The organism is Kaistia granuli DSM 23481, assembly GCF_000380505.1.
Classification (GTDB): domain Bacteria; phylum Pseudomonadota; class Alphaproteobacteria; order Rhizobiales; family Kaistiaceae; genus Kaistia; species Kaistia granuli.
In genome coordinates this window covers 197,968-220,482 of sequence record NZ_AQYH01000008.1, presented here as the reverse complement: position 1 = coordinate 220,482, position 22,515 = coordinate 197,968, and the positions used below count along the sequence as shown (strand labels likewise).

At 65.8% G+C, this 22,515-nt stretch carries 18 protein-coding genes; 6 read left to right on the top strand and 12 right to left on the bottom strand.

Annotated features, from left to right (window positions below; all coding sequences use genetic code 11):
- Positions 1-138: 138 nt before the first annotated feature.
- Positions 139-2,202, bottom strand: coding sequence for an elongation factor G (locus G342_RS0113335; protein WP_018183652.1), 2,064 nt, complete (start codon positions 2,200-2,202; stop codon positions 139-141).
- A gap of 219 nt (positions 2,203-2,421) precedes the next feature.
- The gene (locus G342_RS0113330; RefSeq protein WP_018183651.1) at positions 2,422-2,937 is read right to left on the bottom strand and encodes a DUF992 domain-containing protein; all 516 of its coding nucleotides are present in this window, start codon (positions 2,935-2,937) and stop codon (positions 2,422-2,424) included.
- Positions 2,938-3,192: 255 nt separating this feature from the next.
- On the opposite strand from G342_RS0113330, the gene G342_RS0113325 reads away from it, so the two are divergent.
- The gene (locus G342_RS0113325) at positions 3,193-4,167 is read left to right on the top strand and encodes a magnesium transporter CorA family protein (protein WP_018183650.1); all 975 of its coding nucleotides are present in this window, start codon (positions 3,193-3,195) and stop codon (positions 4,165-4,167) included.
- Positions 4,168-4,175: 8 nt separating this feature from the next.
- On the opposite strand, the gene G342_RS0113320 is transcribed toward G342_RS0113325, so the two are convergent.
- The 3 genes from G342_RS0113320 to G342_RS0113310 all read right to left on the bottom strand — a co-directional run bounded on the left by G342_RS0113320 (position 4,176) and on the right by G342_RS0113310 (position 7,490).
- Complete coding sequence (locus G342_RS0113320) at positions 4,176-5,618, bottom strand: phospholipase D-like domain-containing protein (RefSeq protein WP_018183649.1); 1,443 nt, start codon at positions 5,616-5,618, stop codon at positions 4,176-4,178.
- A 54-nt stretch (positions 5,619-5,672) separates the two neighbouring features.
- Entirely contained in the window at positions 5,673-6,074 is a 402-nt protein-coding gene (locus G342_RS0113315; RefSeq protein ID WP_018183648.1) for a VOC family protein, read from the bottom strand.
- Between the two features lie 213 nt (positions 6,075-6,287).
- Positions 6,288-7,490, bottom strand: coding sequence for a pyridoxal phosphate-dependent aminotransferase (locus G342_RS0113310; RefSeq protein ID WP_018183647.1), 1,203 nt, complete (start codon positions 7,488-7,490; stop codon positions 6,288-6,290).
- A gap of 208 nt (positions 7,491-7,698) precedes the next feature.
- On the opposite strand from G342_RS0113310, the gene msrP reads away from it, so the two are divergent.
- On the top strand, positions 7,699-8,652 hold the full coding sequence (gene msrP, locus G342_RS0113305; RefSeq protein ID WP_018183646.1) for a protein-methionine-sulfoxide reductase catalytic subunit MsrP: 954 nt from the start codon (positions 7,699-7,701) through the stop codon (positions 8,650-8,652).
- 458 nt (positions 8,653-9,110) lie between these two features.
- On the opposite strand, the gene G342_RS0113300 is transcribed toward msrP, so the two are convergent.
- Together G342_RS0113300 and trxB are read right to left on the bottom strand one after the other, a co-directional pair.
- A complete protein-coding gene (locus tag G342_RS0113300) occupies positions 9,111-10,001 on the bottom strand; it encodes a LysR family transcriptional regulator (RefSeq protein WP_018183645.1) in 891 nt (296 codons plus the stop codon).
- Between the two features lie 41 nt (positions 10,002-10,042).
- Positions 10,043-11,011 (bottom strand): thioredoxin-disulfide reductase, encoded by a 969-nt coding sequence (gene trxB / locus G342_RS0113295; RefSeq protein WP_018183644.1) that lies wholly within the window; start codon positions 11,009-11,011, stop codon positions 10,043-10,045.
- Positions 11,012-11,276: 265 nt separating this feature from the next.
- Here trxB and G342_RS0113290 point away from each other — a divergent pair, with 265 nt between their 5' ends.
- Positions 11,277-11,741, top strand: coding sequence for an Lrp/AsnC family transcriptional regulator (locus tag G342_RS0113290; protein WP_018183643.1), 465 nt, complete (start codon positions 11,277-11,279; stop codon positions 11,739-11,741).
- 9 nt (positions 11,742-11,750) lie between these two features.
- On the opposite strand, the gene G342_RS0113285 is transcribed toward G342_RS0113290, so the two are convergent.
- From G342_RS0113285 to carB, 3 genes are all read right to left on the bottom strand, one after another.
- The gene (locus tag G342_RS0113285) at positions 11,751-12,509 is read right to left on the bottom strand and encodes a glycosyltransferase family 2 protein (protein ID WP_018183642.1); all 759 of its coding nucleotides are present in this window, start codon (positions 12,507-12,509) and stop codon (positions 11,751-11,753) included.
- 273 nt (positions 12,510-12,782) lie between these two features.
- Entirely contained in the window at positions 12,783-13,256 is a 474-nt protein-coding gene (greA, locus tag G342_RS0113280) for a transcription elongation factor GreA (protein WP_018183641.1), read from the bottom strand.
- A 249-nt stretch (positions 13,257-13,505) separates the two neighbouring features.
- A complete protein-coding gene (carB, locus tag G342_RS0113275; RefSeq protein WP_018183640.1) occupies positions 13,506-16,820 on the bottom strand; it encodes a carbamoyl-phosphate synthase large subunit in 3,315 nt (1,104 codons plus the stop codon).
- Positions 16,821-17,059: 239 nt separating this feature from the next.
- Between carB and ypfJ the strand changes: the two genes are divergently transcribed.
- Together ypfJ and G342_RS0113265 are read left to right on the top strand one after the other, a co-directional pair.
- Positions 17,060-17,977: a KPN_02809 family neutral zinc metallopeptidase gene (ypfJ, locus tag G342_RS0113270; protein WP_018183639.1), complete on the top strand. Its 918-nt coding sequence runs from the start codon at positions 17,060-17,062 to the stop codon at positions 17,975-17,977.
- 6 nt (positions 17,978-17,983) lie between these two features.
- Entirely contained in the window at positions 17,984-18,556 is a 573-nt protein-coding gene (locus G342_RS0113265) for a DUF1003 domain-containing protein (RefSeq protein ID WP_018183638.1), read from the top strand.
- A gap of 27 nt (positions 18,557-18,583) precedes the next feature.
- Here G342_RS0113265 and G342_RS0113260 read toward each other — a convergent pair whose 3' ends face one another.
- Positions 18,584-19,537 carry an alpha/beta hydrolase gene (locus G342_RS0113260; RefSeq protein ID WP_018183637.1) on the bottom strand — a complete coding sequence of 318 codons (954 nt, stop codon included), beginning with the start codon at positions 19,535-19,537 and terminating at the stop codon, positions 18,584-18,586.
- A 273-nt stretch (positions 19,538-19,810) separates the two neighbouring features.
- On the opposite strand from G342_RS0113260, the gene G342_RS25320 reads away from it, so the two are divergent.
- Complete coding sequence (locus G342_RS25320) at positions 19,811-22,138, top strand: DUF6600 domain-containing protein (RefSeq protein ID WP_018183636.1); 2,328 nt, start codon at positions 19,811-19,813, stop codon at positions 22,136-22,138.
- Positions 22,139-22,218: 80 nt separating this feature from the next.
- On the opposite strand, the gene G342_RS0113250 is transcribed toward G342_RS25320, so the two are convergent.
- Positions 22,219-22,509 carry an HlyU family transcriptional regulator gene (locus tag G342_RS0113250; RefSeq protein WP_018183635.1) on the bottom strand — a complete coding sequence of 97 codons (291 nt, stop codon included), beginning with the start codon at positions 22,507-22,509 and terminating at the stop codon, positions 22,219-22,221.
- Positions 22,510-22,515 lie beyond the last annotated feature (6 nt).

Sequence of the window (22,515 nt, the reverse complement as noted above, 5' to 3'; positions counted from 1 at the left end):
GATTGTCGCTTCGTCGCCTCCCTATCACAGCAATTAATTTAGGAAGAGCAAATAAGCGCGATCACATCGATCGAATGCAGCTTTGGCGCGTATCCGGCCCGATCGCGGAGCCGCTGCCGGCTCCGCGATCGGGCGCGCTCAGGCGGCGCGCGTTCCCTTCTTGACCGAGACCTGCTCGGCCAGCCGGCCCGTCAGCTCGGCGAGATGGTCGAAGCGGCTCGTATAGGTGCCGACGCCGGCCGTCGCCGAACGCAGCTCGACGATCAGCCCGCGCATTTCCGATTCAGGAATTTCCGCCTCGACGACGTCCCAACCCGGCCAATCCTTCTTGGCGTCGAAGCCGAGCAGCTGGCCGCGACGCTGCGTCACCATCATGTTGACGCGGGAGCTCGCCTCGGACGGCACCGAGACGGAAACACGCAGCACCGGCTCCAGCAGCACCGGCGTGCAGGCCTCCAGGGCTTCGCGCATGCCGATCTGGGCGGCCGTGCGGAACGCCTGGTCGGAGGAATCGACCGCGTGATACGAGCCGTCGGTCAACTTGACCGCGACGTCGACGACGGGGAAACCCAGCGGCCCGCGCTTCAGCACGTCCTGCACCCCGGCCTCGATCGCCGGAATGTAGTTGCGCGGCACGACGCCGCCGGTGATGGCGTCCTCGAACAGGAAGCCGTTGCCGCGCCGCTGCGGCCGGATCTCCAGCACGCAATCGCCGAACTGGCCATGGCCGCCGGACTGCTTCTTGTGCCGGCCGCGCACCGTGGCCTCGCCGCGCACCGTCTCGCGATAGGGGATGGACGGCGGGCGCGTCTCCACCTTGAGCCCGTAGCGCGCGGCGAGCCGCTCGATCGCGACGCGCAGATGCATCTCGCCCTGGCCGCCGATGCGGATCTCGCCGGTCTCCTCGTCCTGGCTGATCACCAGCGAGGGATTTTCCTCGGCCAGCCGGCCGAGCGCCGTGGAGAGCTTGGTCTCGTCCTTGCGCTCGCCGGGCGCGATGGCGAGCGCAATCACCGGCTCGGGCCGTTCGAGCGGCGCCAGCTGGACCGGCGGCTGCTTGCCGGTCGCCAGCGTCATGCCGGTCGCCGCGCCGTCGAGCTTGCCGAGGCCGACGACTTCGCCGGCCGAGGCCGGCTCCCGCTTCGAGGCCTGCTGGCCGAGGAGGCGCATCAGCCCGGAGATCCGGCCGACCGAGCCTTCCGGCCCGATCAATTCTGTGCCGTCCGCGATGGTTCCGCGCATCACCCGCGCGACAGAGAGCTTGCCGGCGTGGCCGGTGTGCAGCGTCTTGATGACTTGGACGATGGCCTCGCTGCCGTCCTCGAGGCCGAGGCGCTCGGCGGTCGCCGCGATGTCGGGCGCCTCGTGCCGGATCGCCTTCAGCAGGCGTCCGATGCCGTGTCCGTGCAGGGCGGAGCCGATCAGCACCGGGCAGACCAGGCCGGCCCGCATGTCGGTGACGAGATCGGCGAGCACGTGCTCGCGCGAGGGTTCGACGTCCTCCAGCAGCTCTTCCATCAGCGAGTCGTCGTAATCGGCGAGTTTTTCCAAGAGCGCGTAGCGCTCGCGCGCCTCGGCGGCGCGCACCTCGTCCGTCATGTCGATCAACTCGCTCGGCGCGTATTCGCGGTAGACGAAGGCGCGCTCGAGGGCGAGGTCGACGAAACCGGTGACAACGTCATGCTGGCGGATCGGAATATGGCGGAGCAGCAGCGGCACGGCGCTCGCCGGCTGCAGCAGCGTCAGCGTCTCGCGGACGCCCTTGTCGCTCTTGTCGATCTTATTGAGGAACAGGATGCGGGGAATGCCGCGCGCCTCGAGCCGCTTCAGGATCAGCTGCAGGGCGGCGACCTTCTTCTCGTCCGGCTCGGCGACGACGATGGCGCAGTCGACGGCGTCCAGCACCGCCTCGGACTCGTAGCTGAATTCGACCGATCCGGGACAGTCGAGCAGGGTGATGCGCTCGTCCATGAAGCTGGTTTCGGCGACATTGAGCTCGACGCTCATGGCATGGGCGCGGGCTTCCGCGGCGCTGTCGCCGACTGAGCTACCGTCGCCGACGGTGCCTTGCTTGTGAATGGCGCCGGTGCGCGCCAGGATCGCCTCCATCAGGGTGGTCTTGCCGCTGCCGAAGGGGCCGATCAGGGCGATTGCCTTGGGGCCGGCACTTCTGCCGACGCCACCTCCGTTCCTGCTCGTCATCGCTTCCTCCGTTCATGAAATGTTCTTTGATCATTCTCATGTCTTGGACGCGTGAACCGGAGCCAGAGTTCCGGCCCGCCCGCCGATCGTCTCAGGGAACGGCGGACGTGGCAAGGCGGGAACCATGGAAAAGCAAAGGCCCGCGCCGGTCAGGCGCGGGCCTTGTCATCCAGATGGATGCGATTGGACGGCGATCCCGATGCCGGGACCGGCCGGAACTTAGTTGACCGGGTCGAGCACCAGAGCGGCGCCGCCAGCGGCGACGTTCAGGCCGATCTGGCCGGTCGCGCTGATCGGCTGCAGGGCGATCGAGCCGCGCGTGCCGCCGAATAGGATGTTGGTGCCGATGCCGGCGCCGACCGTGGCCTCGGCACCCGCGCCGAGATACAGGCCGCCCAGCGAGCCGCGGTGATAGCCGGCGGTCGGGGCGAACACGGCCCAGATCAGGCGGCCCTGGCTGGTGTAGCCGAGGTCGATGCCGAGCTTCTTGATGTTGCCGACGTAATCCTCGGCGCGGCCGCCATTCGGCTTGAACGTGCAGGCGACTTCCTTGGCCGAGGCGATGACGTAGCCGAGGCCGGAATTGATATCGCAGGTCAGCATGCCAATGCGGATGCCGTTGCGGCCGTCTTCATAGACCGGGGCGCTCAGATCGGCGGCCTTGGCGACGCCGAGACCGGCGAGGGTGAGGGCCGCTGCGGCTGCAACGAGCTTAAGGGAAACAAACTTGGACATAATGAAATAATTCCTTTCGTGTTACGCCCAACACCGTCACCGCTGCCGGGGCGCAGTCTGGCGAGCGACCTCGGTGACGACCGAACTTGGCGGCAGCCGACCTGCTGGCGACAGGGTGTCGCCCATGTTAACGACTCTCGCGGCCATTCGATCCCTCGAAGGTGCGACTGGAGACCGTCATGACAAACGAAATGCTGCAGCGCAAGTGACCGGCATCACCTGTCTTAGGATTCGGTTAACGCGCGGGAGCCTGGAATGCTGACTGCCTATGCGATTACCCCGGCCGGACCGACCGTGCTGCCGCCTGGCGACAGCCATGCCGCCGAGACCGCGGGGTGGATCGACCTCTACGTGCCGACGCAGGAAGAAGAACATCTGGCAGAGGCCTATCTCGGCGCGCTGGTGCCGACGCGGGAGGAGACGCAGGAGATCGAATTCTCCAGCCGCTTCTATGTCGAGAACGGCGTCGTCTTCATGACGGCGAGCGTGCTGGCCGGCCTCGACCTCGGCCATCCCGTGCTGACGCCGTTCACCTTCGCGGTCTCGAAGTCGAAGATCGTCACGCTGCGCTACGAGGATATGAAGGCTTTCCGCCAGTTTCTGGCCGTGGCGCCGAAGCCCGACAGCGGCTGCGGCACGCCGGCCGGCATCTTCAACGGCCTGATCGAGGCGTTCATCGGCCGCACCGCCGACGTGCTTGAGCATGTCGCCCAGTCCGTCGATCGCATCAACAGCGAGATCTTCACCCGCAAGCCGAGCGAGCGGCTGCGCGCCAAGCGGCTCGCCGTTCTGATCGGCGCGATCGGCGCCCAGGGCGACCTCGCCTCGAAGGCGCGCGAGAGCCTGGCCTCGCTGGAGCGCCTCGCGCAATACGCCGCCGCCATGCTGCCGGACCAGGCGCTGAAGAACGGCAATGGCGCCCGCCTCAAGCTGGCGCTGCGCGACGTCCGGTCGCTGGAGGACCACGTCAATTTCGTGCTGAACAAGATCACCTTCCTGCTGGATGCGACGTTGGGTCTCGTCGCCAACCAGCAGAACCAAGTGGTGAGCGTGCTGACCGTCGCCTCGACCATCCTGATGCCGCCCACCCTGATCGGCACGATCTACGGCATGAACTTCAAGGACATGCCGGAGCTCGGCTGGGGATATGGCTATCCGCTGGCGCTCGGCATCATGGCGATCTCGGCGATCGTGCCCTTCGTCTATTTCCGGCGGCGCGGCTGGCTCTGAGCCGCGCCTCAGAGATAGGGTGTCAGCAGTCGCGTCGCCGCGTCGCGCAGGCGGACCAGCAGCGGGCGCCCGCGCAGGTCGGCGACCCGGATCCGCCGCGCGCCCTTCAGCTTGGCATCGATGAGCGCGTCGATGGTCTCGGCGAAGTGGACGTCATAGGCCTCGACGTTGAACTCGAAATTGAGGCGCAGGCTGCGCGCATCCCAGTTGGCGCTGCCGAACAGCACCCAGGCGTCGTCGACCGTCATCAGCTTGGAATGGTCGAAGGGCGGCAAGGCGCGGCTGATGACGACGCCGGACCGGATCAGCGGTGAGAGCGAGGCATTCATCGCCCAGTCCATGTAGAACTGGTCGGAACGCTCCGGGATCAGCAGTTCGACCGAGACGCCGCGCAGCGCTGCCAGCGCCAGCTGCGAATTGATGCGCTCGTCCGGCAGGAAATAAGGCGTGACAATGCGGATGCGACGCTCGGCGCGAGCGATCGCCGCCGCCATCGTCCACATCAGCTTCTCATTGTCCTCGTCCGGGCCGCTGGCGATGCCGCGGGCCGGGATCGAGCCGCCGGCGCCGAGTTCGGGGAACCAATGCGGTCCCTCGAGGATTTCGTCGACCGTGAACGCCCAGTCCTCGGCGAAGGTCTCCATCAGATGCGCGACCACCGGCCCGCGTACCTCGAAATGGACGTCCTGCACCGCCTTGCGCTCGGGGATGCTGACCTGCCGGAACAGATTGCCGGCGCTGATGTTCATGCCGCCGGTGTAGCCGAGCCGGCCATCGACGATCATCAGCTTCTTGTGGTTGCGCAGGTTGAGGAACGACATCTTCCATGGCGCGCTGATCTCGTGGATGAAGCGCGCCGAATTGACGCCCTTCGCGACGAGCCGGTCATGCGCCGCGCATTTCAGATAGCCACCGCCGATGCCGTCGATCAGCACGCGCACGATGACGCCGCGCTCATGCGCGTCGATCAGCGCGTCGATGATGGGCGCGCCGGCCAGATCGTCATGGAAAATGTAGCCCGAGAGCGCGATGCTGGTCTGCGCCGCTTCGATGGCGGCGATCATCACGGGATACGCGACGTCGCCATCCACCAGGACATCGATGGCGTTGCCGGCCAGCAGTGTGCGGCCGGTGATCCGGAGCCCGAACTTCGCCAGCGGCTCCAGATGCTCGTCGGCGCCATGGGCGACATCCTCGGGCGCCAGAGCGAAGCGCGATGGCGGCGCATCGACGTCGTCCTCCGGGCTCGAAAGCTTGAGCGCCTTGCGGTGGACGCGGTTGATGCCGAACAGGAAATAGAGCGCCGCGCCGACATAGGGCGAGAGCCAAGCCAGGCCGATCCAGGCGATGGTCGATTGCGGGTTCAGCCGGGTCAGCAGCGCGTGGATGGTCACCGCGCTCGCGAAGACGACATGCAGGACCGAAAAGAGAAGCGCGAGATGGGTGGTCATCGCCGGCGGCCCGGCTTGGAGCCCCGTGCCCGCTCTGGCGAGCCTTTCGCGAGGCTAGGGCGCACCGTTGATCTCCACGATGTTACGGTCGGGGTCGAGCAGGTAGAGCTGCGGGAAGCCCGCGAGGCCTTCGCGAATGACGAAGAGCCGCATCGGATCATCCTCGCCCACATCCTCGCGGAAGCCCTGCTCGAGCAGGTGATCGAGGATCCCGTAGAAATCGCGCGTGTGGAACGAGAAGTGGTAGTCGCTGTTGTCGATCGGCCCCGTCCGGAACGTGCCTTCCGGATAGAGAATCAGGTGGATCTGGATGCCATGGCAGGCGAGCCAGGCGCCATCGGTCTTGAAGGGCGGCCGCGCCAGTCGCTCAAGCCCGAACGCCTTCTGGTAGAACGCAACGGATCGCTCGAGGTCGGTTACGACAATCGATACATGATGGACGCGCAGATCGAGCATTCCGACGATTTCCCCCGATAGGATTGCGAAGCCGGGTCGCCGGCTTCTGTCGGGAGGATACGGCCAAGCCGGAGCCGTGTCTTGCGGGATATTGGCCGGCGTCGCCGCCAGGAGGGCCGGATTCGGCGGATGGGGGTGTCCGAGAGGGCGGAGAGGAGATCGCGCCCGGAGGCGCGATCCTGAAGTCTTTGGAGGGGCGAGCCGCCCGGGTCCTTAGCGGAGGTTGCCGCAGAAGCGCTGGATGCGCGTGCAGGCTTCTTCCAGCGCCTCGGTCGAGGTCGCGTAGGAGATGCGGAAGTAGGGCGCCAGGCCGAAGGCCGAGCCCTGGACCACGGCCACGCCTTCCTCTTCCAGCAGCGCCGTGACGAAGTCGACATCCGTCTCCAGCAGCTTGCCGCCAGCCGTCGTCTTGCCGAGCGTGCCGGCGCAGGACGGGAACACGTAGAACGCGCCTTCCGGGTTCGGGCAGACGATGCCGTTGGCCTGGTTCAGCATCGAGACGACGAGGTCGCGGCGCTTCTTGAAGAGTTCGGCGTTCTTCGGGATGTAGTCCTGCGTGCCGTTCAGCGCCTCGACCGCAGCCCATTGCGAGATCGAGGACGGGTTCGACGTCGACTGCGACTGGATCGTGCCCATGGCCTTGATCAGCTCGACCGGGCCGCCGGCATAGCCGATGCGCCAGCCGGTCATGGCATAGGCCTTGGAAACGCCGTTCACAGTCAGCGTGCGGTCATAGAGCTTCGGCTCGACCTCGGCGATCGTCGCGAACTCGAAATCGTCGAAGACGAGGTGCTCATACATGTCGTCGGTCATGATCCAGACATGCGGATACTTGAGCAGCACGTCGGCGAGCGCCCTGAGTTCGGCACGCGTGTAGCCGGCGCCAGTCGGGTTGGACGGCGAGTTCAGCAGCAGCCACTTGGTCTTCGGCGTGATCGCGGCCTCGAGCGCCTCCGGGCCGATCTTGAAGCCCTGCGACTGCGGGCCGACGATCTCGACCGGCGTGCCGCCACCGAGCGCCACCATCTCCGGATAGGACACCCAGTAGGGTGCCGGGATGATGACTTCGTCGCCGGGGTTCAGCGTCGCCATCAGCGCGTTGTAGAGCACCTGCTTGCCGCCGGTACCGACCGTGATCTGGTTCGGGGCGTAGGTCAGGTTGTTCTCGCGCTTGAACTTGGCGGCGATGGCGGCCTTCAGCTCCGGGATGCCGTCGACGGCGGTGTACTTGGTCTTGCCGTCGCGGATCGCCTGGATTGCGGCTTCCTTGATGTTTTCCGGGGTGTCGAAATCGGGCTCGCCGGCGCCGAGGCCGATGACGTCGCGGCCTGCCGCTTTCAACTCGCGCGCTTTGTTCGTGACCGCGATGGTCGCGGACGGCTTGATGCGGGCGAGGCTATCGGCGAGGAAGGCCATTTGGGGCTCCGAACGTGGAAAAACATAAGGGATTTATGCGGCGCGGAACCTAGTCTGCGGGGCGCTTGATGGCAAGCGCCGCGATGCGGCGGGACGGCTTCGCTCGCGCCGGAAATAGAGGTCCGTGACGCGGGGAATTGATTTGAAGCCTTTTGGTCCGCGTCCTACGTATCTCCCGTCGGGGCCGCATATCGGATTGGAGACAGGAATGCTCATTCGTCGCAAGCGTGGCTGGGAGATCCCCGAAAGTCGCGCCACTCCCGAAGCCGTGTTTCTCAATCGACGCGAAATCCTCGCCGCCGCCGGTGGCCTGGGTCTCGCCACCGCCCTGCCGCGCTTCGCCCATGCCGAAGAGGACCCGAGCGCCGGCCTGTACCCGGCCCAGCGCAATCCGCGCTACACGATAGAGCGCGACGTGACGCCGGAGAAAATCAACGCCCACTATAACAATTTCTACGAATACAGCACCGACAAGGACCTCGCCGACGCCGCGCAGGCGCTGAAGGTTCGCCCCTGGACCATCCAGTTCAGCGGCCTGGTCGAGGCGGAGAAGACCGTCGATATCGACGACCTCCTGAAGGCGATGAAGCTGGAGGAGCGGGTCTATCGGCACCGCTGCGTCGAGGCATGGTCGATGACGGTGCCATGGACCGGCTTCCCGCTCGCCGATCTCGTCGCCTACGCCAAGCCGCTCGGGAGCGCGAAATACATCCAGATGGAGACCTTCCTGGATCCGGCGATGGCGCCGGGGCAGAATCAGCCCTTCTATCCGTGGCCCTATATCGAGGGGCTCACCATGGCGGAGGCCAATAACGAACTCGCCTTCATGGTGACGGGCGCCTACGGCAAGCCGCTGCTGAAGCAGATGGGCGCCCCGATCCGTCTGCACACGCCCTGGAAGTACGGTTTCAAATCGATCAAGTCGATCGTCCGGGTCAGCTTCGTCGAGGAGCGGCCGATCAATTTCTGGCAGCAGCTGCAGTCATCTGAGTACGGATTCTGGGCCAATGTGAATCCCGATGTGCCGCATCCGCGCTGGAGCCAGGCCTCGGAAACCGTGATCGGCACCCGCGAGCGCATCCCGACCCGGATCTATAATGGCTATGGCGAGTTCGTCGCCGGTCTGTACAAGGGGCTGGAGAGCGAGCCGCTGTTTATGTAGGCGTGCCTGCTTCATAGGCATCCGGGTGGCGGGGCCGTCTGGTCAACCGGTTTACAAAAGAAAAGGCCGGGCGCTCTTGCGAGGCCCGGCTAAGTCTTTGTTGCTGCGGCAGGGAAATGCGCAGCAAACACCTTCCAGAGGGGAACAGCTGAGGTCGAACCCATCGCAGGGAGGAGGGAGCGAGAGGCCCAACGCATCAACTGATACGTATATGGATTGCTCAGCCTGCCTAATCAACCGGCAGGTGTGCATTTCTGCTATGCAAATTTGATATGGCGCAACGTTGATGTCGTAATGTCACGCCTTGCTCCGAAGGTGGAGCTAGATTGTTGGCAATTCTGGAATGAATTTTCGGAATTTGCTGTAAATCTGGAATGACAACGATCCGGGGATCGTCCGGCTGGGCCGGGCGACCGGGATCGTCACAATCCTGTGGCTTTCGAAGCGGCAACCGCTCGTCAGAACTGCCAGTTCTGCGCCTTGGCGAGCATGAAATCGCGGAAAGCGGTCACGCGTGCCGAATTCTTGAGCTCGGACGGGTAGCAGAAATAGGTCGGGAAGCTCGGCACCTGGGCTTCCGGCATCAGCTTCACCAGCGTCGAGCCTTCTTCCAGCATGTAGTCCGGCAGGATGGCGATGCCGGTGCCGCGTTCGACCGCCGCCTTGATGGCGTAGATGTTGTTGATTCGAACGATCGGCTCGCGCGGATTATCGGTGGAGCGGCCGGCGATCTCGAGCCAGTTCACGTCGCGGATGTTCGGCGGCACGGGGACGCCGAAGGTGACGATCCGGTGGCTGTCGAGATCGTCCAGCGTCTCGGGCTTGCCGAAGCGCTCGACATAGGAGGGCGCGGCGTAGACGTGATAGTGCGCCGTGAACAGCCGGCGCTGGATCAGGTCCGGTTGCACCGGCTGGCGCAGGCGGATCGCCACGTCGGCCTGGCGCATGGTCAGGTCGAGTTCCTGGTCGTCGAGGATCAGGTGCAGGTTCAGATCCGGATGCAGGTCGACGAATTCGTTGATGCGCTGGGTCAGCCAGGTCGAGCCGAGCGCCACCGTCGTGGTGATGCGCAGCGTGCCGGTCGGCTTCTCGCGCGAATCCGTCAGCCGGATTCGCACCCCTTCCAGCTTCTGCATCACGTCCTGCGAAGTGCGGTAGAGCAGCTCGCCCTGCTCCGACAGGATCAGTCCGCGGGCATGGCGGTGGAAGAGGGGGACGCCGAGATCATGCTCCAGCGAGCCGACCTGGCGGCTGACGGCGGACTGGCTCATACCCAGCGCCTCGCCGGCATGGGTGAAGGAGCCGGCCTGAGCGGCGGCATGAAATATTCTGAGTTTGTCCCAGTCCATGGTTGGACAGCCCCCTCCGCACCACCAGCCCTAAACAGTTCTTATTCGGCGGCGGCTGCGGTCTCGGTCACAACCGGATGGATCGCCAGCCAGCGCTCGGCCTCGAGCGCCGCCATACAGCCCTGGCCAGCCGCGGTGACGGCCTGCCGGAAGGTTTCGTCCGTCACGTCGCCCGCCGCGAAGACGCCCGGCACGCTGGTCGCCGTCGAATCGGGCGCCGTCCAGATATAGCCGGACGGCTTCAGCTCGAGCTGGCCCTTGACGATCTCGACCGCCGGCGCGTGGCCGATCGCGACGAACACGCCATGCGTCTCGCGCTCGCTCACTTCGCCGGTCACGATATTGCGCAGCCGAACACCCGTCACGGAAGGCGGGAAGCCGGTCTTGCCGAGCACCTCGTCGACGACCGTGTCCCAGATCACCTCGACATTGTCGAGCTTCATCAGGCGGTTCTGCAGGATGCGCTCGGCGCGGAAATGATCGCGGCGATGGACGATCGTCACCTTCTTGGCGATGTGCGCCAGATAAAGCGCTTCCTCGACGGCCGTATTGCCGCCGCCGACAACGAATACTTCCTTGTCGCGGTAGAAGAAGCCGTCGCAAGTAGCGCAGGCGGAGACGCCGAAGCCCTTGAACTTCTGCTCGCTGTCGATGCCGAGCCATTTCGCCTGCGCGCCGGTGGCGATCACCAGCGTGTCGGCGGCGTAGAGTTCGCCGGAGTCACCCTTCAGGATGAAGGGCCGCTGCGACAGGTCCGCCTCGACGATGTGGTCGGAAACCATCTTGGTGCCGACATGCTCGGCCTGGGCGCGCATCTGCTCCATCAGCCAGGGGCCCTGGATGACGTCGGCGAAGCCCGGATAGTTCTCGACATCGGTTGTGATGGTGAGCTGGCCGCCCGGCTGGACACCGGCGATCAGCATCGGTTCCAGCATGGCGCGGGCTGCATAGATGGCGGCGGTGTAGCCGGCTGGGCCGGATCCGACGATGATGAGCTTGGCGTGCTGCATGATGGGCCAGACATAATGTCGAGACGCGCACTTTTTAAGGGCGGCGACTCTGGAGGGATGTGCGGAGCGCATGCAATAATGAAAGCTATGCGATCCTGTGCGTTCTCGCGAACAATTGTTTCCGAATCATGGCAATTCGGCCAGACTCCAATACCCGATTGCCGACCGGCATCCCCGGCTTTCTTTCCTGTTAGAGGCTCTGACCCGGTTCCCATCGAGTGCTGCCCTGGTCCAATTGAGTTCAGACCCTAACCGTGAGGCCCGAGTGAAAGCCCGTTTAGACGCGATCGACTGGAAGATCCTGAAGGAATTGCAGGCTGACGGTCGCATCACCAATGTCGAGCTCGCCCGCCGGGCCGGCATCTCGGCGCCCCCCTGCCTGCGGCGTATGCGCGCTCTGGAAGAGGCGGGCATCATCGAGGGCTATCGCGCCCTGGTCGATGAGGGGGCGCTTGGCTACGACGTCACCGCTTTCGCCATGATCGGGTTGTCGAGCCAGGCCGAGGCGGATCTGACCGCGTTCGGCGCCCGGGTACGTGACTGGTCGATCGTGCGCGAATGCTACATGCTGTCGGGCGAGGCGGATTTCATCCTGAAATGCGTCGCGCCGACGCTGAAGGCGTTTCAGGCCTTTGTCGAGGAACTGACGGCGGCCGCCAATGTTGCCAGCGTCCGCACCACGCTGACCATCCGCCGCATCAAGGACGAGCCGCTGGTCCCGATCGACTGAGGCCGGGCCTCAGCGGTTCCAGCCGGCGGCGAGATAGCGCCAGAAGATCTCCTGGGAGCTGGCGACGGCGGCGACGAAGCCGTGTTGGCCGTCGAGGAAGCCGCGCTTGCCGATATAGAGCTTCAGGAAGGTCGTGATCGAACGGATGATTGCCTTGCCCACGCTGCCGCCGCGGCCGCTATTGCGGCGTTGCTCCGCGCCGGCGAGTGCGTAGCGTCGCAGCTTGTCCAGCACCTCGTCAAAGTCGCGATAGGACAAATGCGGCATCGGCGTCGGCAGGTCGCCGATCGTGCCGTCGACGATGAGAATTTCGTGGACGACATCTTCACTGAAGCGGGCCGCGTCCCGGCGCACGACGCGCAATGGGCGGTCCGGAGTCCAGCCGCCACTGTGCATGAACTTGCCGAGAAATGCGTTCAGACGATTGAGGCGATAGCCAACATGCGTCTCGCTCTCGATCGCTGTCCGGATCTCCAGTGCGAGCTCCGGCGGAATCACTTCATCGGCGTCGATTGAGAGAACCCAGTCACCGGTCGCCGCGTCCAGGGCGCGCTGCTTCTGGCGTCCGAAGCCGGCCCAGTCGGCCCGCACGATGACGCGCGACGCCACCCGTTCGGCGATCTCGAGGGTGCCGTCGGTCGAGCCGCTGTCGACGACGACGATCTCGTCGCAGAAGGCCAGCGAGGCGAGGCAAGCAGGGAGGTCTTTCACCTCATTCTTGGTGATGATGATGGCAGACAGTCGGGGGCGGTTCGAATTCACGGGCATCGTCTATCCAGAAGGCTTACCGATCGAGCTCGTGCGAGCCGTGGTTGCTCTATTTACCTTATGGAGGTGAAATATTGGCGACAAGACTTGGTTGTCCCCGGATGCTCTGGCTGGATTGGCTGCCGTGACGATTTTTTCGGAGCGTGTCTTCAGGGTTTCGGATGTCCCAAAACTTCGGCAGGCGAACAAAAAAACACCGGACTTCGAGGAAGCCCGGTGTTTTCGAAGAATCAGCCCTCGCGTCGGCTCCTGGCCTGGCGAGGCGATGTCATCCTAGCGGAAGGCGACCTCAAGCACTTCGTAGGAGCGCTCGCCGCCAGGCGCGGTGACGGCGACCGTGTCGCCGGGGCCCTTGCCGATCAGCGCGCGGGCGATCGGCGATGAGATCGAGATGCGGCCCGAGCGGACGTCGGCTTCGAGATCGCCGACGATCTGGTAGGTCTTCTCTTCCTCGGTATCCTCGTCGACCAGCTTGACGGTGGCGCCGAACTTGATCCTCTCGCCGGACAGCTTGGTGACGTCGATAATCTCGGCGCGCGAAAGCTTGTCCTCGAGTTCCGCGATGCGGCCCTCATTATGGCTCTGGGCTTCCTTGGCCGAGTGATATTCGGCGTTCTCCGAGAGGTCGCCATGTGCGCGCGCTTCCGAGATCGCCGCAATGATGCGCGGGCGCTCTTCGGAGGTCAGACGCTTCAGCTCCACTTCGAGAGCCGCATGACCCGCAACGGTCATCGGAACCTTTTCCATGGTCTTTCTGGCCTTTTCTTCCTTCTTGACCCCGGGACGAAACAGGTCCGGGGCACAATAATTCAGGCGCCGGTGCCCTGGAGCACCAGCTTCCTGAGTTTGAAATCCGAATGGGGAAATCTGGCCGCCACGATCCGGCCGTTCGCCCCACCCGCATGCCTATCCGGCAAATAGAGCCTTTAAGTGTCGTCCACGATTGCGACGAGCGCAAGAGGGACGGTTACGGGCCGTCTACCGGCCCGTAACGGATCAGGCCGGCTGAAAATAGGCCTGCAGGGGCCGAACTTCCAGGGTGCCGGTCGCATAGGCCTCAATGCCGAGCGACGCCGCGATCGCCCCGGAGAGCGTCGTGTAGTACGGCACCTTGTGCAGCAGGGCGGCGCGACGCATCGAGCGGCTGTCGCCGAGCGCGCGAGCGCCCTCGGTCGTGTTGAAGACCAGCTTCACTTCGCCGTTCTTGATGGCGTCGACGATATGCGGACGGCCTTCCAGCACCTTGTTGATCTTGGTGCAGGCGATGCCGTTCTCGGCCAGGAAGCGCTGCGTGCCGCTGGTCGCGATGATCTTGAAGCCGAGACCCTCGAGACGGCGCATCGGCTCGACGATGCCGGCCTTGTCCGAATCCCGCATCGAGACGAATACGGTTCCGGCGGTCGGCAGCGCGCTGCCGGCGCCGAGCTGCGACTTGGCGAAGGCGACCTCGTAGTCGTAGTCGAGGCCCATGACCTCGCCGGTCGAACGCATTTCCGGGCCGAGCAGCGTGTCGACACCGGGGAAGCGGGCGAACGGGAACACGGCTTCCTTGACCGCGATGTGATCGCGGCGACCCGACTTCAGGTCGAAGCTCTCGAGGCTCTCGCCGGCCATGACGCGGGCGGCGATCTTGGCGACCGGCAGGCCGATCGTCTTGGCGACGAAGGGCACCGTGCGCGAGGCGCGCGGGTTCACTTCGAGCACGTAGATGTCGCCGTCCTTGATCGCGTACTGGACGTTCATCAGGCCGCCGACCTCGAGCGCCAGCGCGAGCTTGCGGGTCTGCTCCTCGAGCACAGCGATCATCTCGGCCGAGAGCGAATGCGGCGGCAGCGAGCAGGCGCTGTCGCCCGAATGGATGCCGGCCTCTTCGATGTGCTCCATGATGCCGGCGACGAACACCGACTTGCCGTCGGAGAGCGCGTCGACGTCGACTTCGATCGCATCGGAGAGATAGCGGTCGAACAGCAGCGGGTTCTTGCCGAGCAGCGTATTGATCTGGCCGGTCTTGTCGTTCGGGTAGCGAACCTTGACCTCGGCCGGCACCAGCTCCGGCAGCGTGCCGAGCAGGTAATCCGACAGCGTGTCGTCGTCGCGGATGATCTGCATCGCGCGGCCGCCGAGCACGTAGGACGGACGCACGACCAGCGGGTAGCCGAGATCGGAGACGACCAGGCGGGCCTGCTCGACCGAATAGGCGATGCCGTTCTTGGGCTGGCGGATGCCGAGCTTCACGAGCAGCTTCGAGAAGCGGTCGCGGTCCTCGGCCAGGTCGATGGCGTCGGGCGAGGTGCCGAGGATCGGCACGCCGGCCTCTTCGAGGGCGGCGGCGAGCTTCAGCGGCGTCTGGCCGCCGAACTGGACGATGACGCCGTGCAGCGTGCCGTTGGACTGCTCGACGCGGATGATCTCCAGCACGTCCTCGGCCGTCAGCGGCTCGAAATAGAGCCGGTCCGACGTGTCGTAGTCGGTCGAGACGGTTTCCGGGTTGCAGTTGACCATGATCGCTTCATAGCCGGCATCCTTCAGCGCGAAGGCGGCATGGCAGCAGCAATAGTCGAACTCGATGCCCTGGCCGATGCGGTTCGGACCGCCGCCGAGGATGATGACCTTCTTGGCGGCCGAGGGCTCGGCCTCGCTCACCGGCGCGCCGGTGAACGGCGCCTCGTAGGTCGAGTACATGTAGGGCGTCGGCGAGGCGAACTCGGCCGCGCAGGTGTCGATGCGCTTGTAGACCGGGTGCACGCCGAGCGAGGTGCGCAGCGCCTTTACGTCGCTGTCGTTCTGGCCGGTCAGGTTGGCGAGACGCTGGTCCGAGAAGCCCATCGCCTTGAGGCGGCGGAACGCGCCCGCCGTCTTCGGCAGGCCATGCATGCGGACCTTCAGCTCGGTGTCGAGGATGCCCTTGATTTCCTTGAGGAACCACGGGTCGATCTTGCAGATCTCATGCACCTGCTCGACGGAGATGCCGAGGCGCATCGCCTGGGCCGCCTTGAGCAGGCGGTCCGGCGTCGGCGTGCCGATGGCGGCGCGGATCGCATTGCTGTCGTCGCCCTGGCCGAGGCCGGGGATCTCGATCTCGTCGAGGCCCGAGAGACCCGTTTCGAGGCCGCGCAGCGCCTTCTGAAGCGATTCCTGGAAGGTGCGGCCGATCGCCATCACTTCGCCGACCGACTTCATCGCGGTGGTCAGCACCGGCGAGGCGCCCGGGAACTTCTCGAAGGCGAAACGCGGGATCTTGGTGACGACATAGTCGATCGTCGGCTCGAACGAGGCCGGTGTGGCGCCGCCGGTGATGTCGTTCTCGAGCTCGTCGAGCGTGTAGCCGACGGCGAGCTTCGCCGCGACCTTGGCGATCGGGAAGCCGGTCGCCTTCGATGCCAGAGCGGACGAGCGCGACACGCGCGGGTTCATCTCGATGACGATCAGGCGGCCGTCGGCCGGGTTGACGGCGAACTGCACGTTCGAGCCGCCCGTCTCGACGCCGATCTCGCGCAGAACCGCCAACGAGGCGTCGCGCATGATCTGGTATTCCTTGTCGGTCAGCGTCAGCGCCGGCGCGACGGTGATCGAATCGCCGGTGTGGACGCCCATCGGATCGATGTTCTCGATCGAGCAGATGATGATGCAGTTGTCCTTCTTGTCGCGGACAACCTCCATCTCATACTCCTTCCAGCCGAGCACCGATTCCTCGATCAGCACTTCGTCGGTCGGAGAGGCATCGACACCGCTTTCGACGATCTCGATGAATTCCTCGCGCGTGTAGGCGATGCCGCCACCGGTGCCGCCCAGCGTGAAGGACGGACGGATGATCACCGGCAGCCCGATCTCTTCCAGCGCGGGCAGGGCCTCGGCGAGCGAATGGGCGAGGCGCGAGCGCGGCGTCTCCAGCCCGATCTTCGTCATCGCGTCGCGGAACCGCTCGCGGTCCTCGGCCTTGTCGATCGCCTCGGCCGTGGCGCCGATCATCTCGACGTTGAACTTGTCAAGCACGCCCATCTTCTTCAGCGACAGCGCGCAGTTCAGCGCCGTCTGGCCGCCCATCGTCGGGAGCAGCGCGTCGGGGCGCTCCTTCTCGATGATCTTGGCGACGATCTCCGGCGTGATCGGCTCGATGTAGGTTGCGTGCGCCAGATCCGGATCGGTCATGATCGTTGCCGGATTGGAGTTCACGAGGATGATTCGATACCCTTCATCCTTCAGAGCCTTGCAGGCCTGGGTGCCGGAATAGTCGAACTCGCAAGCCTGACCGATGATGATCGGGCCAGCTCCAATGATCAGGATCGATTTGATGTCTGTACGTTTCGGCAATTTCGTCTCGCGCGTAGCAAAAAACCCGACGCGGTGATCCGCGCGGGCCATCAAGCAGGGGGCGTGTAAGGCTAGAGCGGCCTTATAGGGGAAAAGGCGGGGTGGGGGAACCCCTGCGGGCAACTGTCTGTGCCTTCGTCACGTTAGAGAGACTGGCGGTGCGACACCTGCGGGACTAGTTTCGTCAAAACAGGTTCTGTCCGGCTGGCATCGGCCGAGGCAACAATGGAGTAGGGCGGATGCGGCTTGGTGGTCAGCGCGAAAGCGAGAATGTTGAAGACCGGCGCGGCGGCAATTCGGGAGGCCTTGGCGGCGGCTTCCGGCCCGCCGGCATGGGCGGGCGCGGCATTCCCCTCAAGGGCGGTTCGCTGGTGACGATCGCCGTCATCGTTGGCATCGGCTGGCTGGTGTTCGGCATCAACCCGCTGCAGATGCTCGCCATGGTGACGGGCGGCGGCGACATCACGCAGGACCAGAGCTATCAGCAGCCCGCGCCATCGCAGGCCGGTCCCGGCATCGACGACGAGGGCAAGGCCTTCGTCGCCAAGGTCCTGGGCAGCACCGAGGACGTCTGGGACGACATCTTCAAGTCGGCCGGCGAGACCTACCAGCCGACGCCGCTGGTGCTGTTCACCGGCATGACACGCTCCGCCTGCGGCAGCGCCAGTTCGGCCTCGGGACCGTTCTACTGTCCGCTCGACAAGAAGGTCTATATCGATCTCGCCTTCTATGACGAGCTGAAGCGGCGCTTCGGTGCGCCGGGCGACATGGCGCAGGCCTATGTCATCGCGCATGAGGTTGGCCATCACATCCAGGATCTCACCGGCATCCTGCCGAAGTTCAACGAGATGCGGCGGAACATGAGCCGCGAGGACGCCAACGCGCTCTCCGTCAAGGTCGAGCTGCAGGCGGATTGCTATGCCGGCGTCTGGGCCAATCGTACCGACCAGAAGGGCATGCTGGAAGCCGGCGACATCGACGAGGCGCTCAACGCCGCCACCCAGATCGGCGACGACGCGATCCAGAAGCGCACCCAGGGCGTCGTCGTGCCGGAAAGCTTCACCCACGGCACCTCGGAACAACGCAAGACCTGGTTCAATCGCGGCTACCAGACCGGCGATCTGAACCAGTGCAACACCTTCCAAGGCTCGATCTGAGGACGCATGTCCGACGCGGCCATCCGCGAATTGTGTGAACGGCTGCTCGCCAACGGCACGGAAGCGCTGTCGGCGGGCGACCGCAGATTGCTGGAGAAGGTGGCGACCCGCACGCATGTGGCGCGCAACATCAACGCCGAGTTCGACAGCCAGCTCTCCTTCGGCGATCGCCTGGCCGACCGCGTCGCCGCGATCGGCGGTTCCTGGGGCTTCATCATCGCCTTTGGGCTGGTCATCGCCGCCTGGGTGGTCCTGAACTCGTTCCTGCTGGCGAGCTGGGGCGGCGCTTTCGACGCCTATCCCTATGTCTTTCTCAATCTCGTCCTGTCGATGGTGGCGGCGCTGCAGGCGCCGGTCATCATGATGTCGCAGAACCGGCAGGCCGATAAGGACCGGCTGGCGGCGCAGCACGACTATGAGGTGAACCTCAAGGCCGAGGTCGAGATCATGGCGCTGCACGACAAGTTCGAGCAGCTGCGTAGCGGCGAATTGCATACGATTCTCGAGCGCATCGAGGCGATTCTCGCCGCGCATATGGCGCAGGACGAGGCCTCGCGACGCCAGGACACGAACGCCTAGGAGGGTGCGTTCCGCTACTGTGGCGGGTCAGTTGCCGCTCGTGGCCAGCATCCAGTTCAGCGTCTCGCGCCAGTCGGTCATGCGGATCGGCGTGCCGTGGTTGCCGTTCTGGAACAGCACGAACCGGATCGGGTAGCCGGGCGACTTCTTGCGCACCTGGTCGAAGAAGGCCTGCTGCAACTTCCAGTCGATGATCGGGTCGCGGCTGCCATGGCCGATGAAGATCGGGATCTTGCGCCCGCCTTGCTTCATCGCCGCCGTCTTCAGGAAACCGGGGTCGTTGAGCGAGCCGAGCAGGATCAGGCCGGAGATCATCGAGGCCGCTTCCGGATCGCGCGCCAGCGACCAGCACAATTTGCCGCCATAGGAGCCGCAGGCGACGAAGATCGGCGCGCCGGGCGAGCGGCCGGCGTATTCCTGCATCAACGCCTTGATCTCGGCCGTGCCTCCGCCTTCGAAATCGCTGAAATCGGGCGACAGATAGGCGCCGCCGGCGGCGACGGTCATGTTCTTCACGCGGTTGAAATTGCCGCCGAAGGTCCAGTCGTCGGCGCCCTGGAACCGGGTGCCGTTCTGGCCGTGCAGATAGAGGACGATCAGGCTGGCGCGGCCCTTGGTGGCGCCGGCGCCGACATATTTGAGCGTGCGCCCGCCCGCCTTGTAGGTCAGGTGGTCCTCGACGCGCTTGGCCTTCAGCGACACGTATTTTCGCTGCGCCCTGCGCTCCGGCACCTCGTCGCGGCCGTTGATGTCGCGCATCTCGTCATAGTCGACGATGCGGAAGGCGCCGTCGGCGCGTGTCTCCAGAACCTTGCCGTACCGGAACAGATCGTCCTTGTAGGGCGCGAGCTGCGTCGCCTCCGCCGAAGCCGCGCCGGCAAGCAGAATTCCCGGCAGCAGCGCCAGCGCCAGCGCCAGCAGGCGGCCAATCCTCGCACCCGCCGGATGGCCGGTCGCCGTCCTCGATCGTTCCGCCGACATCCGCCGTCCGTCTCCCATGGTCCCGTTGCGGCGGCAGGATGGCATCTCTGCGCCACGACGCCAATCCGTCGCGGGGTGCGGCATTCAGGGAACGTTCAGGCGCCGGGATCGATTGAGAAGGGAAGGAACGAGGCGAATCGGCCGCTTGATGCGCCTTGATTGGGCCTCGCCCTTGCCGCTTTCCCCGGATGATATCGGGATAACGGCCAAGGGATTGGCATTGATTCGGTTCGGACCGCGTCGTGATGGCGCGGAAACGACGGGAAGGTAGCGATGAAGTTTCTGGGACTGATCGGAGCGGCGCTCGCCGGCGGCGTCGTGGTGGCGGGGGCCGCCGTCGTCACCGGTGTCGTCGAGGTTCCGTATAAGCTCGAATTGCGGCCGAAGGCAGCGGCCGTTGTCGAGGGCAGCGAGCAGGAGCCGGCCGCCAACACGACCGACATGGACGATTACGACCAGGCGGCCGAGGAAGACGGCACGGCGGCGGCCGAGACGCTGCCGCCGCAGCAGGTCGCCGAGGCGCAGGTCCTGCCGCCGACGCCGCGCCCGCGGCCCGTCCAGGCCGTGCAGCCCTCGTCCAAGCCGCGTCCGCAGCCCGTTTCCAGCCGCCCGCGCGCCAGCCGTCCTTCCGGCGACATCGACTATTTCTTCGACGAACTGGCGCCTCATGGCCGCTGGGTCGAGAATGACGACTACGGCTATGTCTTCGTGCCGAAGCGCCGCGGCGCCGGCTGGCGGCCGTTCCAGGAAGGCCGCTGGACCTGGACCGACGACTATGGCTGGTACTGGGAATCGAGCGAGCCGTTCGGCTGGGCGACCTACCACTACGGCCGCTGGGACTATGACCCCGACTATGGCTGGTACTGGATCCCGGGCGACACCTGGTCGCCGGCCTGGGCGACGTTCCGCGTCGGCGGTGGCCAGGTCGGCTGGGCGCCGATCGCGCCCGACCGGCCGGGCTATGCCTATGGACAGCCGCGCCGCTACGACCCGCCGGTCTCGGAGAGCTGGGTCTTCGTCGACGAGCGCTATTTCGACGATGACGACATCGGCCGCCGCGCCGCGCCGGTGCGCGATGTCGGCCGCTATCTCGGCGAGGCGCGCGACGTGCGTCGCCCGCGCTACGAGGATGGTCGCTACTTCAACGAGCCGGTCCGCCGGCGCGACCGGCCCGGTCGCGAGGTCGTCTATGTCGACGACCAGAGCGACATCTTCGACGACGATCGTGGCGGCCGCATCGGCGTGTTCCGTCCGCGCATCGACAACCAGCGCTTCGATCGGCGGCCGGACCGGTACGACCGCGACGTGCCGCGCGGCGATCGCACCATGATCGACCAGTATGTCGAGCCCGATCCGAACGCGGCGATCGCCGGCGTCGTCTCGGCGGCGCTGCTCTCGGTGCTCGATCCCGGCGAGCGGCGCGACCTGCGCCGCGACCGGGACCGCGACCAGCCGCAGCAGCGCGACCGCATGCAGGCGGAGATCGACAAGCTGAAGGCCGAGAAGGCGAGCCTGATCGAACAGCAGCGCAAGCAGTCGGAAGCACGCGCCGCCGAGATCGACGCCGCCAACAAGAAGGCGGCGGCGCAGCGCCAGGCCGAGCAGGAGCGCATCCGCCGGGAGCGCGCCGCCAAGGCGGAAGAGGTGCTGAAGAAGGTCGAGGCCAATCCGCAGCCGGCCGAGCCGGCGCGGCCGACCGATGGCAACCCGCCGCCGGTTGACTCTAGCCAGCCCGAGCGGCCGAACCGCCCGGATCGCGGGCAGGAGCCGAAGCCGGGCCAGCCGGACGGCCAGCAGGGCGAGCGGCCGCGTGGGGATCGTCCGGCCAGGCCGGTCGAGGAGAAGCCTGCCGCCGAGCAGCCGGCTCCCGAAGCCAAGCCGGCCCCCGAAACCAAGCCGGCCTCGGAAGCCAAGCCCGAGCCGGAGGCCAAGCCGGAGCAGGAAGCCAAGCCCGAGCCGAAGCCCGAGGCCAAGCCTGAAGTGAAGCCTGAGCCTGAGGCGAAGCCTGCACCGGAAGCGACACCGGCGCCGCGGGACGAGCCGCCCAAGGCCGAGACGCCCCGCAAGGAGCGTCCGGCGAAGCCCGCGGAGGAGGCCAAGCCAGCCCCCGAGGCGAAGCCGGCACCCGGACCGGCCCAGCCGGAAGCGCAGCCCGAGCCGCCGCGCAAGAAGCGCCCGGCGAAGCCCGCCGAGGAGGCGCCGCCGCGTGCCGAGCAGCCGGCGGCCGAGCCGCAGCCGGAAGACCGGCCGCAGGAGCAGGCCGAACCGCCGCGCCGCAAGCGGCCGCAGGCTGAGCCCCAGGCGGAGCCGGACGCCCCGCCCGCCGAGGAAGCGCCGCGTCAGCGTCGCCAGGAGCGGCAGCGGCAGGAACAGGAGCAGCCCCGGCAGGAGCAGCAGGAACCGCCGCGCCAGCAGGAGCAGCGCGAGCAGCCGGAGCCGCAGCAGGAGCGTCCGCGCCGCCAGCGCGAGCCGCAGAGGCAGGAGCAGGGCCAGCCAGAGCCCCAGCAGGAGCAGCGTCAGCCCGAGCGGCGCGAGCAGCCTGAGCGCGGTGGCGATTGTCCCGAAGGCGCACTCCAGCCGGACGGCAGCTGCGCCCAGTAGCGCACACCACCTCGCCAAAATGAAAAAGCCGGCCGCGTCATCGCGGTCGGCTTTTTCTATCCGGGTCTGGCCATGCCCGATCAGCTGGCGTCGTAGATCCGGTCGCCCTGTTCGTCGATGATCTGCTTGCCCTTGATGACGGCGAATTCGGCGGCGGCGTCGCGACTCGCATGCGAATCGACGCGCACGAACCGGTAGGACTTCTCGACGCCGTCGATCGTCTTCTCGATATAGCCGGCCGTCTTGTACTGGCCGCCTTCCGAATAGGGGGCCGGGCGGATGTTGTGGCCCTTGTATTCGGTCGCCTCGCCCTTGGCTTCGACAGCCTCCGAGCTGCCACCGCCGCCGAAAAGCTTCTTCAGGAATGACATGGAATG

Bases quoted from the DNA above. Each gene is read 5' to 3' on its own strand.
- trxB (WP_018183644.1), bottom strand. From the start codon at position 11,011: ATGCAGCACGCCAAGCTCATCATCGTCGGATCCGGCCCAGCCGGCTAC.
- G342_RS0113300 (WP_018183645.1), bottom strand. From the start codon at position 10,001: ATGGACTGGGACAAACTCAGAATATTTCATGCCGCCGCTCAGGCCGGC.
- G342_RS0113330 (WP_018183651.1), bottom strand. From the start codon at position 2,937: ATGTCCAAGTTTGTTTCCCTTAAGCTCGTTGCAGCCGCAGCGGCCCTC.
- G342_RS0113335 (WP_018183652.1), bottom strand. From the start codon at position 2,202: ATGACGAGCAGGAACGGAGGTGGCGTCGGCAGAAGTGCCGGCCCCAAG.
- G342_RS0113265 (WP_018183638.1), top strand. From the start codon at position 17,984: ATGTCCGACGCGGCCATCCGCGAATTGTGTGAACGGCTGCTCGCCAAC.
- G342_RS0113250 (WP_018183635.1), bottom strand. From the start codon at position 22,509: ATGTCATTCCTGAAGAAGCTTTTCGGCGGCGGTGGCAGCTCGGAGGCT.
- msrP (WP_018183646.1), top strand. From the start codon at position 7,699: ATGCTCATTCGTCGCAAGCGTGGCTGGGAGATCCCCGAAAGTCGCGCC.
- G342_RS0113260 (WP_018183637.1), bottom strand. From the start codon at position 19,537: ATGTCGGCGGAACGATCGAGGACGGCGACCGGCCATCCGGCGGGTGCG.
- G342_RS0113315 (WP_018183648.1), bottom strand. From the start codon at position 6,074: ATGCTCGATCTGCGCGTCCATCATGTATCGATTGTCGTAACCGACCTC.
- G342_RS0113320 (WP_018183649.1), bottom strand. From the start codon at position 5,618: ATGACCACCCATCTCGCGCTTCTCTTTTCGGTCCTGCATGTCGTCTTC.
- G342_RS0113310 (WP_018183647.1), bottom strand. From the start codon at position 7,490: ATGGCCTTCCTCGCCGATAGCCTCGCCCGCATCAAGCCGTCCGCGACC.
- G342_RS0113325 (WP_018183650.1), top strand. From the start codon at position 3,193: ATGCTGACTGCCTATGCGATTACCCCGGCCGGACCGACCGTGCTGCCG.
- greA (WP_018183641.1), bottom strand. From the start codon at position 13,256: ATGGAAAAGGTTCCGATGACCGTTGCGGGTCATGCGGCTCTCGAAGTG.
- G342_RS0113285 (WP_018183642.1), bottom strand. From the start codon at position 12,509: ATGCCCGTGAATTCGAACCGCCCCCGACTGTCTGCCATCATCATCACC.
- G342_RS25320 (WP_018183636.1), top strand. From the start codon at position 19,811: ATGAAGTTTCTGGGACTGATCGGAGCGGCGCTCGCCGGCGGCGTCGTG.
- ypfJ (WP_018183639.1), top strand. From the start codon at position 17,060: ATGCGGCTTGGTGGTCAGCGCGAAAGCGAGAATGTTGAAGACCGGCGC.